This window comes from Pedobacter sp. KH_004 (genome assembly GCF_057840755.1).
Window position 1 is genome coordinate 2,713,434 of record NZ_CM174519.1, and the last position, 13,753, is coordinate 2,727,186.

General features: G+C 37.4%; 17 protein-coding genes. 7 read left to right on the forward strand and 10 right to left on the reverse strand.

Annotated elements, in window-relative coordinates; all coding sequences use genetic code 11:
* Positions 1–20 precede the first annotated feature (20 nt).
* The 3 genes from AC3ITD_RS11715 to AC3ITD_RS11725 form a co-directional block, all read right to left on the reverse strand.
* Positions 21–1,244: an IS256 family transposase gene (locus AC3ITD_RS11715; RefSeq protein ID WP_489363466.1), complete on the reverse strand. Its 1,224-nt coding sequence runs from the start codon at positions 1,242–1,244 to the stop codon at positions 21–23.
* Between the two features lie 91 nt (positions 1,245–1,335).
* Positions 1,336–2,076 carry a response regulator gene (locus tag AC3ITD_RS11720; protein WP_489366592.1) on the reverse strand — a complete coding sequence of 247 codons (741 nt, stop codon included), beginning with the start codon at positions 2,074–2,076 and terminating at the stop codon, positions 1,336–1,338.
* A gap of 18 nt (positions 2,077–2,094) precedes the next feature.
* Complete coding sequence (locus tag AC3ITD_RS11725) at positions 2,095–2,790, reverse strand: LytR/AlgR family response regulator transcription factor (RefSeq protein ID WP_489366594.1); 696 nt, start codon at positions 2,788–2,790, stop codon at positions 2,095–2,097.
* Between the two features lie 237 nt (positions 2,791–3,027).
* Between AC3ITD_RS11725 and AC3ITD_RS11730 the strand changes: the two genes are divergently transcribed.
* The 7 genes from AC3ITD_RS11730 (at position 3,028) to AC3ITD_RS11760 (ending at position 9,619) form a co-directional block, all read left to right on the forward strand.
* Positions 3,028–3,306 (forward strand): hypothetical protein, encoded by a 279-nt coding sequence (locus AC3ITD_RS11730; RefSeq protein ID WP_489366596.1) that lies wholly within the window; start codon positions 3,028–3,030, stop codon positions 3,304–3,306.
* A 184-nt stretch (positions 3,307–3,490) separates the two neighbouring features.
* Positions 3,491–3,640 carry a hypothetical protein gene (locus AC3ITD_RS11735; protein WP_489366598.1) on the forward strand — a complete coding sequence of 50 codons (150 nt, stop codon included), beginning with the start codon at positions 3,491–3,493 and terminating at the stop codon, positions 3,638–3,640.
* A gap of 140 nt (positions 3,641–3,780) precedes the next feature.
* Entirely contained in the window at positions 3,781–5,130 is a 1,350-nt protein-coding gene (locus AC3ITD_RS11740; RefSeq protein WP_265799808.1) for a M28 family metallopeptidase, read from the forward strand.
* A 44-nt stretch (positions 5,131–5,174) separates the two neighbouring features.
* The gene (locus AC3ITD_RS11745) at positions 5,175–5,648 is read left to right on the forward strand and encodes a TspO/MBR family protein (RefSeq protein ID WP_265799809.1); all 474 of its coding nucleotides are present in this window, start codon (positions 5,175–5,177) and stop codon (positions 5,646–5,648) included.
* 55 nt (positions 5,649–5,703) lie between these two features.
* Complete coding sequence (locus AC3ITD_RS11750) at positions 5,704–7,995, forward strand: patatin-like phospholipase family protein (protein WP_265799810.1); 2,292 nt, start codon at positions 5,704–5,706, stop codon at positions 7,993–7,995.
* Entirely contained in the window at positions 7,992–8,522 is a 531-nt protein-coding gene (locus tag AC3ITD_RS11755; RefSeq protein WP_265799811.1) for a hypothetical protein, read from the forward strand. The genes AC3ITD_RS11750 and AC3ITD_RS11755 overlap by 4 nt, the downstream gene beginning before the upstream one ends.
* A gap of 182 nt (positions 8,523–8,704) precedes the next feature.
* Positions 8,705–9,619, forward strand: a complete 915-nt coding sequence (locus AC3ITD_RS11760) for a Ppx/GppA phosphatase family protein (protein ID WP_489366601.1) — start codon at positions 8,705–8,707, stop codon at positions 9,617–9,619.
* On the opposite strand, the gene AC3ITD_RS11765 is transcribed toward AC3ITD_RS11760, so the two are convergent.
* The 7 genes from AC3ITD_RS11765 to AC3ITD_RS11795 form a co-directional block, all read right to left on the reverse strand.
* The gene (locus tag AC3ITD_RS11765; RefSeq protein ID WP_265799813.1) at positions 9,614–10,303 is read right to left on the reverse strand and encodes a carboxypeptidase-like regulatory domain-containing protein; all 690 of its coding nucleotides are present in this window, start codon (positions 10,301–10,303) and stop codon (positions 9,614–9,616) included. The genes AC3ITD_RS11760 and AC3ITD_RS11765 overlap by 6 nt on opposite strands.
* Before the next feature lie 75 nt (positions 10,304–10,378).
* Positions 10,379–10,948, reverse strand: coding sequence for a Maf family protein (locus AC3ITD_RS11770; RefSeq protein ID WP_265799814.1), 570 nt, complete (start codon positions 10,946–10,948; stop codon positions 10,379–10,381).
* Positions 10,949–11,021: 73 nt separating this feature from the next.
* Positions 11,022–11,411: a DUF4890 domain-containing protein gene (locus AC3ITD_RS11775; RefSeq protein WP_265799816.1), complete on the reverse strand. Its 390-nt coding sequence runs from the start codon at positions 11,409–11,411 to the stop codon at positions 11,022–11,024.
* A gap of 145 nt (positions 11,412–11,556) precedes the next feature.
* Positions 11,557–12,084 (reverse strand): KdsC family phosphatase, encoded by a 528-nt coding sequence (locus AC3ITD_RS11780; protein ID WP_489366604.1) that lies wholly within the window; start codon positions 12,082–12,084, stop codon positions 11,557–11,559.
* A gap of 162 nt (positions 12,085–12,246) precedes the next feature.
* Complete coding sequence (gene iscX / locus AC3ITD_RS11785) at positions 12,247–12,492, reverse strand: Fe-S cluster assembly protein IscX (protein ID WP_489366606.1); 246 nt, start codon at positions 12,490–12,492, stop codon at positions 12,247–12,249.
* Positions 12,493–12,612: 120 nt separating this feature from the next.
* Complete coding sequence (locus AC3ITD_RS11790; protein WP_056851330.1) at positions 12,613–12,945, reverse strand: 2Fe-2S iron-sulfur cluster-binding protein; 333 nt, start codon at positions 12,943–12,945, stop codon at positions 12,613–12,615.
* A gap of 39 nt (positions 12,946–12,984) precedes the next feature.
* Positions 12,985–13,749, reverse strand: coding sequence for a Rossmann-like and DUF2520 domain-containing protein (locus tag AC3ITD_RS11795; protein ID WP_489366609.1), 765 nt, complete (start codon positions 13,747–13,749; stop codon positions 12,985–12,987).
* Positions 13,750–13,753 lie beyond the last annotated feature (4 nt).

Genomic DNA, 13,753 nt, shown 5'->3' on the forward strand with positions numbered 1-13,753 from the left:
ATAATGCTTCTCAAAAAAATCTAGTTCAAATCTAATATCATTCTATCAGGAAACCAAATGGCAAGTTTCTGAGCAGTTGTAGCCCAATTGCTCAGAGGCATAGTCCATTTCTGGCTAATGTTCTTTTGCGCCAGATAGATCAATTTCAGCAACGCCATATCTGAAGTAAATGCACCCTTTGTTTTGGTGACTTTTCGAACCTGTCGGTGAAATCCCTCAATAGTATTTGTGGTGTAAATGAGTTTTCTGATTGCAGCATCATATCGAAAATAGGCGGTGAGTTTGGACCAGTTTCTTCTCCAGGACTCCAGTACCTTTTCATATTTCTTGCCCCATTTCTCATCGAGCTCATCTAGCCTCAGCTCTGCCAGCTCAAGGGTTTCAGCTTGATAGACAGGCCTCAAATCTTTCATGAAGGCCTTTTGATCTTTTGATGCAACATATTTTAAACTATTCCGTATCTGGTGAACAATGCATGTTTGTATTTCCGTTTGCGGGTAAACGGCATTGATTGCTTGTGGAAATCCATTCAGGTTATCAATGCAGGCGATTAGAATATCCTTAACTCCCCGGTTCTGCAAATCGGTAATTACGCTCAGCCAAAAATTGGCACCCTCACTCTGAGAAACGTACATTCCTAAAAGTTCTTTATGTCCGTGACGGTTTATTCCAAGTATATTGTAGACAGCATGTGAAACCATTCGGTGATCTTCTTTTACTTTGTAATGCATAGCGTCAAGCCAAACGATTGTGTAGAGCTCTTCAAGAGGCCTAGATTGCCATTCCTTTACCTCGGGTATAATCTTATCGGTAATAGCGGAAAGTGTTGTATGACTGATATCAGTATCATACATATCCTTAATATGCCTCGAAATATCCCGAAGGCTCATCCCAAGACCATACATGCCGATGATCTTACTCTCCAGGCTCTCAGCCAGAATGGTCTCCCTTTTACGGACGATCTCAGGCTCAAAAGTGGAGTTTCTATCGCGGGGAGTCTGAATTGAGATTGTCCCAACGGAGGTTTTGATGTCCTTCGAGGTCTTACCATTTTTCCGGTTACCTGAAAAACGCTCATTCTCGTCAAGGTGGGTTTCCATTTCTGCCTCAAGGGCAGAATCAAGAAAACTTTTAAGCAAAGGAGCGAATGCACCATCTTTGCCATACAAGGATTTACCCGAACGCAATTGCTCAAGGGCTTTTTGTTTCATTAACTCATAAGCGAGCTGTTCTTCTCTCGTCATAATAAACTGTATCTAAAGTTAGTAATTTAACTTTTGACACAGTTTATTTTACATTCTCTTCACACAACACGTGATGAGCTCTATGCCTAGCTTATTTCTGCTTTACTGAATCTATAAAATGTTTGGCTTCCGCTTTTGCTTTATTGCATATGGCTTGAATACAATTCAATCGTGATCCCATCTCGGATACATCCATGTTTTCTAATGAACGTAAACTGGTCTCCAATTTAGACCTTAAGCCCATAATATAAATTGTTGAGAGCGTACGATGAGCAATCATCTTGATCTCTTCTCCTCTTTTTTCTGCGAAATTTTGTTGTAATTCTGACAAGTCCTGGTCAATCGTCTCGATAAATTTCTCGATTACTTCGATCTCATATTCCTTATCACCTAAACTAACCTCTTTTAAATAGCTTAAATCAATAACTTCATAGGCATATTGATCTCCAGATTTTAGCTTCTCCTTTGGTAAAAATTGCGTAAGCATTCCAACCAGTTCAATCTTTTGGATAGGCTTGCTAAAATATCCATTCATGCCAGCGGCAAAGCATTTATCCTTAACTTCGTTAATATTAAAGGCCGTTATTGCTACAATCGGTATCTCTAGCTTAAGTTTCTGACGAATGATTTTAGTCAGTTCGAAACCATCTATTTTAGGTAACATAAGATCAACCATTATTAAAAAAAATGAGTGCGATTCGAGCAAAATCTGCGCTTCGTGTCCGTCGCTGGCAATTTTGAAACTAAAATCGTATTCTCCTAAATAGTTGGCTATTAGCTTTTGGTCAATTAAGTTATCTTCTACTATTAAAACGTCAATTTGTTCTCTCATAAAAATCTATTCAATACATTAAAGAATTTGCATCCGCTTGTCTAGTGATGATTTATAAGCATCAGAAACTGAAACAAAATGTTGCTGAATAATCAGCGTTCCGCCCTCAATGGTATCTATTTTACTAATATTTACGATGAGAGAACGGTGCACCCGAGAAAACATATCCATCGGCAACTTATCTTCCACTGACTTTAAAGAGGAATGAGTTGCGTAATTTTTTTCATCCATATAAATTTTTACAAAATCGCCTTTAGCCTCCAAATAATTGATGTCTGCAAGCTTTATTCGCCCGATAATATTGGAATCCCTGATAAATATAAATTCATCCTTTTTGGAAGGCATAAACAAATTTTGATTCTTGTAAATTTCTTTCGCCTTGATAATCGCCTTTAAAAACCGATCGGGCGTTATGGGTTTGGCAATAAAGTCAACTACATTTAAATCGTATGTATCAGATGCATAATCTCGTTTCGAGCTTATAAAAACAATCAAGGGCCTTTTATCTCCTAAAACTTTAACAAGCTCAATACCAGTAATTCTTGGCATTTCAACATCAAGAAGTAGTAAGTCAATTTTATTATTTGCCAATATCTTAAAAGCATCTGCAGCATTCTCACATTCTGCAATTAGCTTTAGAGAGTCCTCAATTTTGAATAAATTTTTGAGGACACTTCTCGCTATTGCATTATCATCAATAATCAGACAGTTCATTTTATCGGTTTAGCGGTGCGCTAAAGCTAACTAATTTCTTGAAAAGTCATTCCAACATAATTAAAATGAATGAAATGAATAATTGTTTACAAAACCAAAAAACCAATAAAATTTTCAACACGTATGTAATCCCATTCAGCTTGCAAAAGTGCCTTTCTATCGACAGAATATTTACCTGAGAAGCTTTTAGAAATACTTTTGACAGCAGAAAATCATTTAAAAAATTAGAATAATCTCATGAACACAATTAAAACAATTACACTTTCGCTCTTAAGCTTAGTATCAATCTCTCTACATGCACAATCATTCAAGGAACCTGTTGCTTATAAACTTAAAAACGGAATGAACATTATCATTTCAGAAAATAATCGCTCGCCAAAAGCTTATGCAAGTTTTACTTTAGATAAAGAAGCATTCGCTGACAGCAAAGACGGTATAGTTGAAATGCTAAACGCAGTTTTGAACGAAAGCATAACAAGCGACAATTTATCTTTGAAAGATAAAAGTGGCAATTAGCTGCCTCCGCAGATACTTTCGATAAAGAACTTTCAAGTATGACTTCTCTTTTGCAAAATGCAAACATTAATGAGAAGACATTTAATACAGGTAAGACAAAACTATTATTGAGCCTAAAGTTGATTATGATTACGATCGAATCGTTAATGAACCTTCAATAGCAAATTTAACATTTAGCGATGTCTTGAACTTCTACAACGAAATCTCTCTGGAGAAAATATTCTTAACGATTGCTGGTGATGTAAACACAGTTTCGGCTAAAGCTTCAGTGAAAAAGGCCTTCGGTTTATGGAACACCAATAAAGTGTATCAAAACGAAGTAACTTCAAAATAGCTTTATATAATGCAGTGATTTTGCCCGTTGATTAAACTTCAAAGGGCTTTTTTATGCTTAAATGTTACAGATTTTTGCCTAAATCGCTCTAAACATTCAGCAATCATTCGATATATTAGCCTAATAATTTATTTCTCAAGATGAATAAAATTTACACTACTATTTTCCTGATTGCTTTTGGCGCTTATGCCCAGGCTCAAACTATTGTTAATCGAAATCAGGATATCGAATCGATGGTAAAATCTGTGAATAAGGATTCGCTTAAGCAGTATATCTCGACCATGGTTAATTTTGGCACAAGAAGTACTTTAAGTGATATAAAAAGTAAAACCAGGGGAATTGGCGCAGCAAGAAATTGGGTAGTTGCTAAGTTTAATCAATTTGCGAAGCAAAGCGACGGAAGGTTAACAGCCTTTTTAGATACTACAACTTTCCAATCAGACGGAAAACGAATTGATAAAGCAACTTTGTTAGGCAATGCGGTAGCTATTTTAAAAGGAACTGATACAAATGATAAACGGGTTTATGTTGTTAGTGGTCATTTAGACAGTCGCGTAACCGACGTAATGAACCGCACCAGCGATGCGCCTGGTGCTAATGATGATGGTAGTGGGGTTGCAGGTGTGATTGAAGCGGCCCGCATTATGAGTAAATATAAATTTTCTGCCACAATTATTTTTGTTGCGGTGAGTGGCGAAGAACAATCATTATTAGGATCTGGATTTATGGCAGCCAAAGCCAAAAAAGAAGGTTGGAATATTGATGCAATGCTCAACAATGATATGATTGGCAGTAACAATAGCAGCGAAACGCAAATTATCGACAATACCCGACTGAGGGTTTTTAGCGAAGGCTTACCTAGTTACGAGTTGGATAAGAATGCAAAAGCCATCCGTCAGTTTGGTCTAGAAAATGATGGGAAAAGCCGGCAATTGGCTCGATATGTAAAAGAAGTTGGCGAAAGATACGTGGATCAACTCGAAGTGAAGCTTATTTATAGAAATGACCGTTTCTTGCGTGGTGGCGACCATACACCATTTGTTGAAAATGGATTTCCGGCAGTGAGAATTACTGAAATGAACGAAAATTTTGACCACCAACATCAGGACTTAAGAACCGAAAATGGTATTCGTTATGGCGATTTACAGGAGTTTATGGATTTTGAATATCTCCGGAAAAATACTGCTGTAAACATTTCAGTTTTGGCCAATCTGGCAAAAGCCCCATCGAGCCCTGTAGAGGTAAAAATCGATGTAAAGAACCTGAGCAATTCATCATATTTGTATTGGAAAGCACCAACAAATGGCCCTGTAAAAGGTTATTATGTGCTAATGCGTGAAACGAGCAGCCCAGTTTGGGAAAAGAAATTTTTTACTATAGCAACCGAATTAAAGGTCCCTTATAGTAAAGACAATTATTTATTTGCGGTACAAAGTGTTGGTAAAGATGGTAGTGAGAGTTTACCTGTGGTTCCAGGAATTGGCCGCTAATGAAACTTTTAAGATTTGTGGTTGTTTAGTTTCCAAAAATTAGGATGAAATTTAAACCTGTAGCGTTCTTAATAAATATTGTCATCACCCTGGGTATTGGCGCTTTAGGAGGTTTGGCAACTTCTGAATCGGTTAAAACATGGTATCCTACATTAAACAAACCCTCTTTTAACCCACCAAACTGGTTGTTTGCTCCGGTTTGGACGAGCCTTTACATATTAATTGGAATTGCGGCTTATTTAGTTTGGATAAAGCGAGATAAAATCGCCCATTTTCCAAGGGTTTTAGCGATCTATTTTATCCAATTGATCTTAAATTTATGCTGGTCGTTTATCTTTTTCTCCCTTCATGAAATAGGCTTCGCATTATTCGAAATCCTCATCTTACTGATCGTAATTGTGGTTAATGCTATTGCATTTCACAAGATCGATAAATGGGCGGGCTATTTATTCATACCTTATATTCTTTGGGTAGGTTTCGCATCATTTTTAACTTATAGCATTTTCATGTTGAATTAATTTTAAAAGAAAACACTATTTTAGAGGAGTGGTAGCTTTTAAAAGATTTTTGCTGATGCTCTTCATTTTGTGCTGTGCTGAGCTACATGCGCAAAAAGTAGGCCTTGTATTTAGTGGTGGCGGCGCCAAAGGACTTGCTCACATTGGTACACTTAAAGCATTAGAGGAAAACCAAATTCCGATAGATTATATTACCGGAACATCAATGGGCGGGATTGTGGGTGCAATGTACGCCGCGGGCTATTCGCCTAAGCAAATTGAACAAATTGCGGTAAGCAAAGAATTTCAAAACTGGGTAAACGGAAGATACACGAGTGATTATACGTATTACTTTCAAAAAAACGCACCAAATGCATCGATGTTAACAGCCAAAGTGGCCATTGATACTGGTTTCCACTTTAGCTTTCGCTCCAATATCATCAACGATATTCCACTTAATTTTGCTTTTTTGGAACTCTTTTCTCAAGCATCGGCAGTTTCGAAAGATAATTTTGATAACCTCTTTGTGCCTTATCGTTGTATGGTTGCCGATGTACTTTCGCAGAAAAGCATCACCGTAAGTAAAGGAAGTTTAGCCGAAGCTGTGAGAGCTACAATGACTGTTCCCATTGTTTACAGGCCAATTAAGTTGGATGGGAAATATGTTTTTGATGGAGGTTTGTACAATAACTTTCCAGCCGATGTAATGGAAAAAGAGTTTAAACCCGATTATGTAATTGGCGCAAATGTTTCTTCAAAAACTTATAACGAATATCCAAAAAATATTGATGATAGGCTGATGAACCGCTTTTTGGTTTACATGTTTCTATCTAAATCCGATTCTACCATGATTGGCAAAAACGGCATTTATATCCAGCCCGATTTGGGCACTTACAGTGTAACCAATTTTGCGCCTGTCGAGGATTTAATTAAAAAAGGATATGATGCCACCATGGCTGATATGCCTCGAATTAAAGCCCTGATCGCAAAGAGAGTCGACCCACTGGAGCTGGAACGGAAAAGGGCAGCATTTAATTCGCGTAAACCCGATTTAAATTTTAGCAATATTATTGTTTCCGGCGTAAATAGTCAGCAAAAAAAATATGTAGAGCGGCTTTTTAAAAGTGATAAGGCCACCTTTAATCTTGAAGATATCAAACGGGGTTACTATAAACTAGTCGCCGATCAAACTTTTGAAACCATTTACCCTAAAATATCATACCAGGCCGTTACTGACAATTATACTTTTGAGGTGGTTGCACAACCAAAAAAAAGCTTCAAACTCGATTTAGGTGGCAACATTTCGACCAGGCCAATAAGCAACGTTTTTTTGGGTGCAGAATATAATTACCTCAATAGAAAAGCTTATACTTTTGGCACCAGCTTTTATTCAGGCAGATTTTATGAATCTGTTCAGGTTAATGGCCGGATCGATTATCCCACAAAACTGCCCATTTTTTTAGCGGCTGAGCTTACTTATAACCACTGGAACTTCTACAATACGAGCAAAATTTTTATCGAAAATCCCCGTCCCATTTATATAGAGCAGTCGGATAGAAAAATAGATTTGATGATGGGTGTACCATTGAACTACAATACAAAGGTAGTTTTGCATGCTAATTTCATCAATAATAACGACCGCTACAGTCCTAACAATACTTTTTCGGTAGGCGATTTATTGGATCAAACTATTTTCAACGGTTTTAGAGGGTCGTTAAATCTGGAGAAAAATTCATTAAATAGAAAACAATATGCCACTAATGGTCAAAGTTTTTCTCTCAGTGTAAATTACACAACCGGTCGCGAAAATTATAATCCAGGTAACATATCACGTAATATCCCTGGTTTTTCAAAACCAATTGGCGTAAGCAGGTTACGGCAATGGGGAAGTATCAAACTCACCCAGGAAAACTATTTTTTACACCTTAACAAATACACTTTAGGCTACATTGTTGAGGGAGTAATTTCGAACCAACCCCTGTTTAGTAATTATTATTCTACTCTTTTGGTTTCTCCGGCATTTTACCCGATACAAGATAGCCGATCGCTCTTTTTAGATAAGTTTAGAGCCACCACATACGCAGCAGGAGGAATAAAAAACATTTATAACTTTAGAAAAAATTTGGATTTTAGATTGGAAGGATACTTATTTTTGCCACATAAAGAGTTCGAATTAAATAATTTTCAAGATGTAGATTATGCGAAAGCCATAAGCAAAATACGCTATGCGGCTACAGCTGGCGTAGTTTATCATACGCCTGTGGGCCCTGTAAGCTTAAGCTACAATTTATATAACGATGCAATTAAAAGAAATGGTGTATTATTACATATCGGTTATCTAATTTACAATAAACGTTCTATCGAATGAAGCGAATCATTTTACTATTATCCCTGTGTTTAATCGGTTTTTTTAGCTCGGCACAAACTGCAGCCATCAATAATTTTCTCGTAAAAGAAAATTTGCTTAAAAATAATAAGCTGGCCATCATAGCTGCCGATTCATTAAATGTTCCAAACGAAAATATTAATGGCACCTATACCTTTAGCGTTAGCGGCTTTACCCAGGTATTAAAATTTAACGATGGAATTGCGGTGCTACCCCTTCCTATCGATAAATCTACATTTGTGTATATCAAACATCAAAACGATACGGGCACCCATAGCAAGCTGGTTTACGTGTATAAGAAAGATGCTGACCTCACCCCTTATGCTATTAGCAGCTTATGGCTTTTTATTATCCCTATTGCGCTGGTGATTATTGCTTTTGCATTCAGGAAACTCATCATTTTTGTTGTTCTAGCCTTTTTAATATTTGTTTATTTTAACCACAGTAGCGGTTTGAATATTGGCACCTTTTTCGAAAGTATTTTTGATGGTTTGAAGAATTTATTCTGACCGGGAAAGCAAAAGCAGCGAATTCTTTAAGGTAAGTCCGGCTTTTTGCTAAATTCCCAATGGTATTTAGTGCCGACTGTTCGGCAAAGCCATCGGAAGATATCGCTTCAATCCGGTTTATTAAATAACTTTCTGCTACTATCAATGGCAGCCCTTGCACCGTTTTATTTTATAATTACAAAATGCGAATCGCAGTTATCGATCTAGGAACTAACACTTTTCATTTGCTTATTGCAGAAGTTGCACAGCAAAACTTCGATATACTTTACAAAACCAATGTACCAGTTAAACTCGGCGAAGGAAGGATTAACGAGAATATCATAATACCATCAGCTTTCAATCGTGGTATAGCCTGTTTGGAAAACTTTGCAGAAACCATCAAAGAATTTAAGGTAGAGCAGCTTAAGGCCACCGCAACTTCAGCTGTGCGAAGTGCCAAAAATGGAAAGGATTTCGTTGAAGCTGTTTTACAAACCTGCGGAATTTCGATTGAAGTAATTAGTGGCGATGATGAGGCAGAGCTGATTTATCAAGGTGTAAAGCTGAGCGGTGCGATCAAACAATCATCTTTGATTATGGATATTGGGGGCGGAAGTGTAGAGTTTATCCTTTGTGATACCGAAAAATTGCTTTGGAAAAAGAGTTATAATATCGGTGCCGCCCGTTTAGCGCAACAGTTTTTCAAATCCGACCCTATTAATAATGAAGACAAAAATGCACTTTTATATCATATTCAAACTGAATTAGCAGCGCTATTTGAGAAATGTGAACAGTACGAACCCAAAATTTTAATTGGATCTGCAGGTGCACTTGAAACCTTTGCTGAACTGATCATCAAGAAAAAGAATTATCCGGTAGAAATTGCGACAGCCAAAACCTACGCATTTAACTATGATGAATACATCGAAACCGCTATTGAACTTTTAAATCACAATCATTCGGAACGAGCAGCCATGAAAGGTATGATTCCGCTTCGGGTAGATATGATTGTCATGGCCACGCTAATTACAAACTACGTACTGGGCAGAGCAAAAATTAATGAAATCATCCTCTCCACTTACGATTTGAAAATGGGTTCGCTTGCAGGCTTTTTATAAGATTGTATTTCCCTTTTTCGGAACATACATTATTTTTCCTACAATCATCGGTTCCATTCTTAAGAGCAAATCAACTTGCTTTTCTACAGCATAATTTAAGGTCATGTTGCCAGAGAACCGAGCGCTTTGAACTGCAAGGATTTTGTTTTCGTTTCTGATTCCGCTGGTGAATTTTATCTCGTAATTACCGTTTTTATCAGTAGAAGCATAATATTTAGTATTCAGAATAACCACTCTAACTCCTGTCAGCGGTTTTTTATTTTCATCTAAAATTCTGCCGCTAATCTTTTTTATGGTAATTGGTTTCTTCTCATCTGCATGGCTACGCAGTTTTTCGACGATTTGCGTTTCTGGCTTTTCCGTTAGTACCGAAGCATTAACGTTCTGCGTAAAAATGCTTACGCCAATGGCTAAAACCCCAATATATTTCATCCAGTTTCTATTGGCAGGCGCCACTACCAGATGGTAATTAAGCTGGTTGAGTTGAGTCTCGGTTAACCTTCCGCAAACTTCTGACGAACCATTGGCTAATGTTTTAATAATATCAGCGTTACTATATCCGGTAAAATCTACCACACATTTATTGCAAGCCTGGCAAAAATTAAATCCATCTTTTTGATCCATCTCCTCCCAGTTTTGAGTGCAAGGTTCAGCAATGGTCACTAGTGCGTTTGAATTTTTCATCTTTCGGTGTATTTGCTTACATGATGAAAAATGGTTTAGGATTCCACAGATAGAAATAAAAAAAACTCCGAGGGATTAAAAACTTACAAATTTTTCTAATTCTCGATACAGTTTCTCCGTCGGTAAACCCATTACGTTAGTATAAGATCCCTCAATGCGTTCTACCACTACAAGTCCCCACCAATCTTGGACACCATAACTTCCGGCTTTATCAAATGGTTTATAGTTATCAATATAAAAATCGATTTCCTCGCCTGTAACAGCTTTACAATAAACTTCGGTTCGATCATAGAAAGAAAATATTTTGTTGCCTTTAACAAGCGTTACGCCAGTATAAACCTCATGCTTATTTCCTGATAGCTTAGCAAGCATTTCCTGTGCATGATTTTTATCTCTTGGTTTTCCCAATATTTCTCCATTCAGGGCGACAATTGTATCGGCAGTGATCACTACTTCGTTGCCTGCTTCAAAGGCTTTTGCTTTTTGCTCTGAGATATAAACGGCTATTTCAGCAGGACTTAAAGATTCGGGGTAACTTTCATCCACATCTCTAAGTTCGACTTTGAAGTTAAGGCCCATAAGTTTAAGCAGCTCTTGCCTGCGTGGAGATTTTGAAGCGAGTGTAATGGGAATTTTATTCAACATAATATTTCGGAAAGCGCTAAAATAACAAAAGCGACAGAAAAGCCGCTTTTGTTATTATCATTTTATTTAAAACTTAGTTATTTCCACCGCGTTCCTGCATGCGTTTCTGCATTTCAGCACGTTGCTCCTCTTGCCATGTTTTATAAAGCTTTTTTTGATCTTCAGTTAAAACGGCATTCACCTTAACGTCTCCATCTGCACGAAATTTTTGCATTTTCTCTCTCATTGCCTCTCTGTCTCCACCTTGAGCTTCCTCACGCATTTTTTTCATTGCATCAGCTTGCTCAGTAAACACAGTGGTCAGCTTTGTTTTTTGATCATCGTTTAGCTTCAACTTTTCATCAAGTTGTTTTACACGATCTTCCGGTTTCATCATCATACCGCCGCGACCGCCACCTTGCTGCGCATTTGCATAAGTTATTACTGAGAATAACAATGCACAAATCATCATTAATTTTTTCATTTTTTTTGTTCTGAAATTTAGACTTGTTGGAGTAAATCTGAAATCAAAAGTTTAAAGGAAGAGTGTAACTTCGCTGTTGCAAATCGAATTGGCTTTTCGATTGCGAATAGCGGATAGAGAGCAGCCTCAGTTTTAGGAAATATAATTATTTGCTTGAATCAGCAGCGTTAGGATGTTCATCATACCACTTGCCTTGCACCTTCATCACCTTTTCAATAATATCGCGAACAGCGGTTTTGCCACCGGGATATGGGGAAATGAAGGTAGAAACAGCTTTGATTTCCTCCACAGCATCAGCGGGACAAGTAGCCAATCCGACTAATTTCATCACTTTTAAATCAGGAATATCATCACCCATGTAAAGCACTTCTCCTGCCGTGATTTTTTTATCATATAGATATTGTTTAAAGATGGAAACCTTATCGCCAGCCCCCAAAAATACATCAGTTATGCCTAGATTGAAAAATCGTTTTCCCATCGCAATACCATCTCCTCCTGAAATAATGCACAAGTTATAACCTTTTTTAACCGCCAGTTGCATGGCATAACCATCTTTGATATTGAAAGTACGCAATGATTGGCCATTATCAGTTACCTGAACAGAACCATCGGTAAGCACACCATCAACATCAAAAATGAAGGTTGTAATTTCTTTTAATTTTTGGAGAAACATGCTGTGTTGTGGGTTGAGAGTTACAGGTTATTAGTCAGGGTTTGTAAACAGAGTGTTTAAAACCTTAAACCGCACAAAATTTGCTGGATTATATTACAAGTTAGAGCGTCAAAATGATAATTTCAAACCTATAACCTGTAACCTACAACCCGTAACTCATTACTAATCTTGATTATCTCTCCACTCGTAAACCCAGGCAGATTGAATTTGCTCTAAATGGCCTTCGCTACTTTCTTCACGGGTGCCTTTGAAGTTAGGTAATTCCAAAACCCACTCTAACAAATCGGTAAAACGGATGCGGTAAATCTTAGTTTCGCCAAACTCATCTCCAAATTTCTCATATAAAGACATTGCAATATCTTCATAATCACTCCAGTAAAAGGGTAAGGCAAATTTATCGTTGTTCATGTTTTTATTTTTAGGTTGTAATGTTGGGTAATTTTGTTGGAAAGTTTTAAGGCTATTAAGCTACGAGTTTGGAGCTTCAGACCTTCGGATTCTAGACTGAAAACTTCATATTAAAGAAGCCTAATGTCCCATAAATCCAGATTGATCAGGAATGGTAACTTCAATATCGCCATTAATCACTACACACTGGCAGCCCAAACGTGAGGTTATTCGAGGCCTTACCGCCCTGTCAATAAAATCTTCTTCTTTATCAGAAATTTCTTCAATGTTATCCATTCCCTGGGTAACATAAACATGGCATGTACTGCATCCGCAAACACCGCCGCAGTTGTGTTGAAGTTCGATGCCATTATCCAGGCAAACATCTAAAACCGACTCGCCAGCTGCTATAGGTAATTCTACAGGTGCATGATCTGCTTCTTCGAAATTTATTTTTAGTTTAAAAATGCTCATAATATTTTGCAAAAGTAAGAAGCAAAAGCCGTAAAAATGCTATTTAGGTATTAATTTTATGCTCTTGCTTAAAGTTTGATAAATGTTCTGCAATTCAGGTTGGCTTTCTAACAAACCTAAATGCTTATTCATAGTGCTCTCATCTCCGCGCACAGCGGGACCAGTTTGCACTTTCTCTGGTAAATTATCCATCACCTTATCTGCGGTTTCAGCAATTAAAGGTCTGATAATGTTGAAATCAAGCCCATTTTCTATAAGAAATTGATTTGCTAAAGCATAAAGATGGTTTGGAAAATTACAGGCAAAAACAGCAGCAAGGTGAAGTGCTTTTCTCTTTTCTCCATCTATTTCATAAACCTGATCACTTAGCTTTTCAGCAAGTTGTTTCAAAATCTCTAGATCATTGATGTTACTCGCTTCGATGCAAAGCGGAATATGATCAAAAGAAACTTCCTTCACTTTGGAGAAAGTTTGCAGTGGATAAAAAACTCCGGCTCTTGCTGTGTAATTCTTAATCGCAGAAATATCCGTTGTACCTGAAGTATGAATTACAAGCCCCTCAACATTTTTTAAAGCTGAAGCAACGTGTTCAATAGCATCATCCCTAACTGAGATGATGTATAAATCGGCAGTCTGATCAACTTCGGATAACTGATTTATTGCTTCGGCATTTGTTTGTTGCGCAAGTAAACTGGCATTTAACAGATTCTGGCTATAAACCTGCACTACATTTTCTGCTTTGGCAACTAATGCCTTAGCTAAGTGTGTGGCTACATTTCCAGATCCTATTAAAACAATGTTCATCTAC

Coding starts and splice junctions, on each gene's coding strand:
- AC3ITD_RS11790 (WP_056851330.1), bottom strand. CDS start 12,945: ATGAGCATTTTTAAACTAAAAATAAATTTCGAAGAAGCAGATCATGCA.
- AC3ITD_RS11775 (WP_265799816.1), bottom strand. CDS start 11,411: ATGAAAAAATTAATGATGATTTGTGCATTGTTATTCTCAGTAATAACT.
- AC3ITD_RS11765 (WP_265799813.1), bottom strand. CDS start 10,303: ATGAAAAATTCAAACGCACTAGTGACCATTGCTGAACCTTGCACTCAA.
- AC3ITD_RS11725 (WP_489366594.1), bottom strand. CDS start 2,790: ATGAACTGTCTGATTATTGATGATAATGCAATAGCGAGAAGTGTCCTC.
- AC3ITD_RS11795 (WP_489366609.1), bottom strand. CDS start 13,749: ATGAACATTGTTTTAATAGGATCTGGAAATGTAGCCACACACTTAGCT.
- AC3ITD_RS11740 (WP_265799808.1), top strand. CDS start 3,781: ATGAATAAAATTTACACTACTATTTTCCTGATTGCTTTTGGCGCTTAT.
- AC3ITD_RS11720 (WP_489366592.1), bottom strand. CDS start 2,076: ATGAGAGAACAAATTGACGTTTTAATAGTAGAAGATAACTTAATTGAC.
- iscX (WP_489366606.1), bottom strand. CDS start 12,492: ATGAACAACGATAAATTTGCCTTACCCTTTTACTGGAGTGATTATGAA.
- AC3ITD_RS11745 (WP_265799809.1), top strand. CDS start 5,175: ATGAAATTTAAACCTGTAGCGTTCTTAATAAATATTGTCATCACCCTG.
- AC3ITD_RS11780 (WP_489366604.1), bottom strand. CDS start 12,084: ATGTTTCTCCAAAAATTAAAAGAAATTACAACCTTCATTTTTGATGTT.
- AC3ITD_RS11770 (WP_265799814.1), bottom strand. CDS start 10,948: ATGTTGAATAAAATTCCCATTACACTCGCTTCAAAATCTCCACGCAGG.
- AC3ITD_RS11730 (WP_489366596.1), top strand. CDS start 3,028: ATGAACACAATTAAAACAATTACACTTTCGCTCTTAAGCTTAGTATCA.
- AC3ITD_RS11715 (WP_489363466.1), bottom strand. CDS start 1,244: ATGACGAGAGAAGAACAGCTCGCTTATGAGTTAATGAAACAAAAAGCC.
- AC3ITD_RS11750 (WP_265799810.1), top strand. CDS start 5,704: ATGCTCTTCATTTTGTGCTGTGCTGAGCTACATGCGCAAAAAGTAGGC.
- AC3ITD_RS11755 (WP_265799811.1), top strand. CDS start 7,992: ATGAAGCGAATCATTTTACTATTATCCCTGTGTTTAATCGGTTTTTTT.
- AC3ITD_RS11760 (WP_489366601.1), top strand. CDS start 8,705: ATGCGAATCGCAGTTATCGATCTAGGAACTAACACTTTTCATTTGCTT.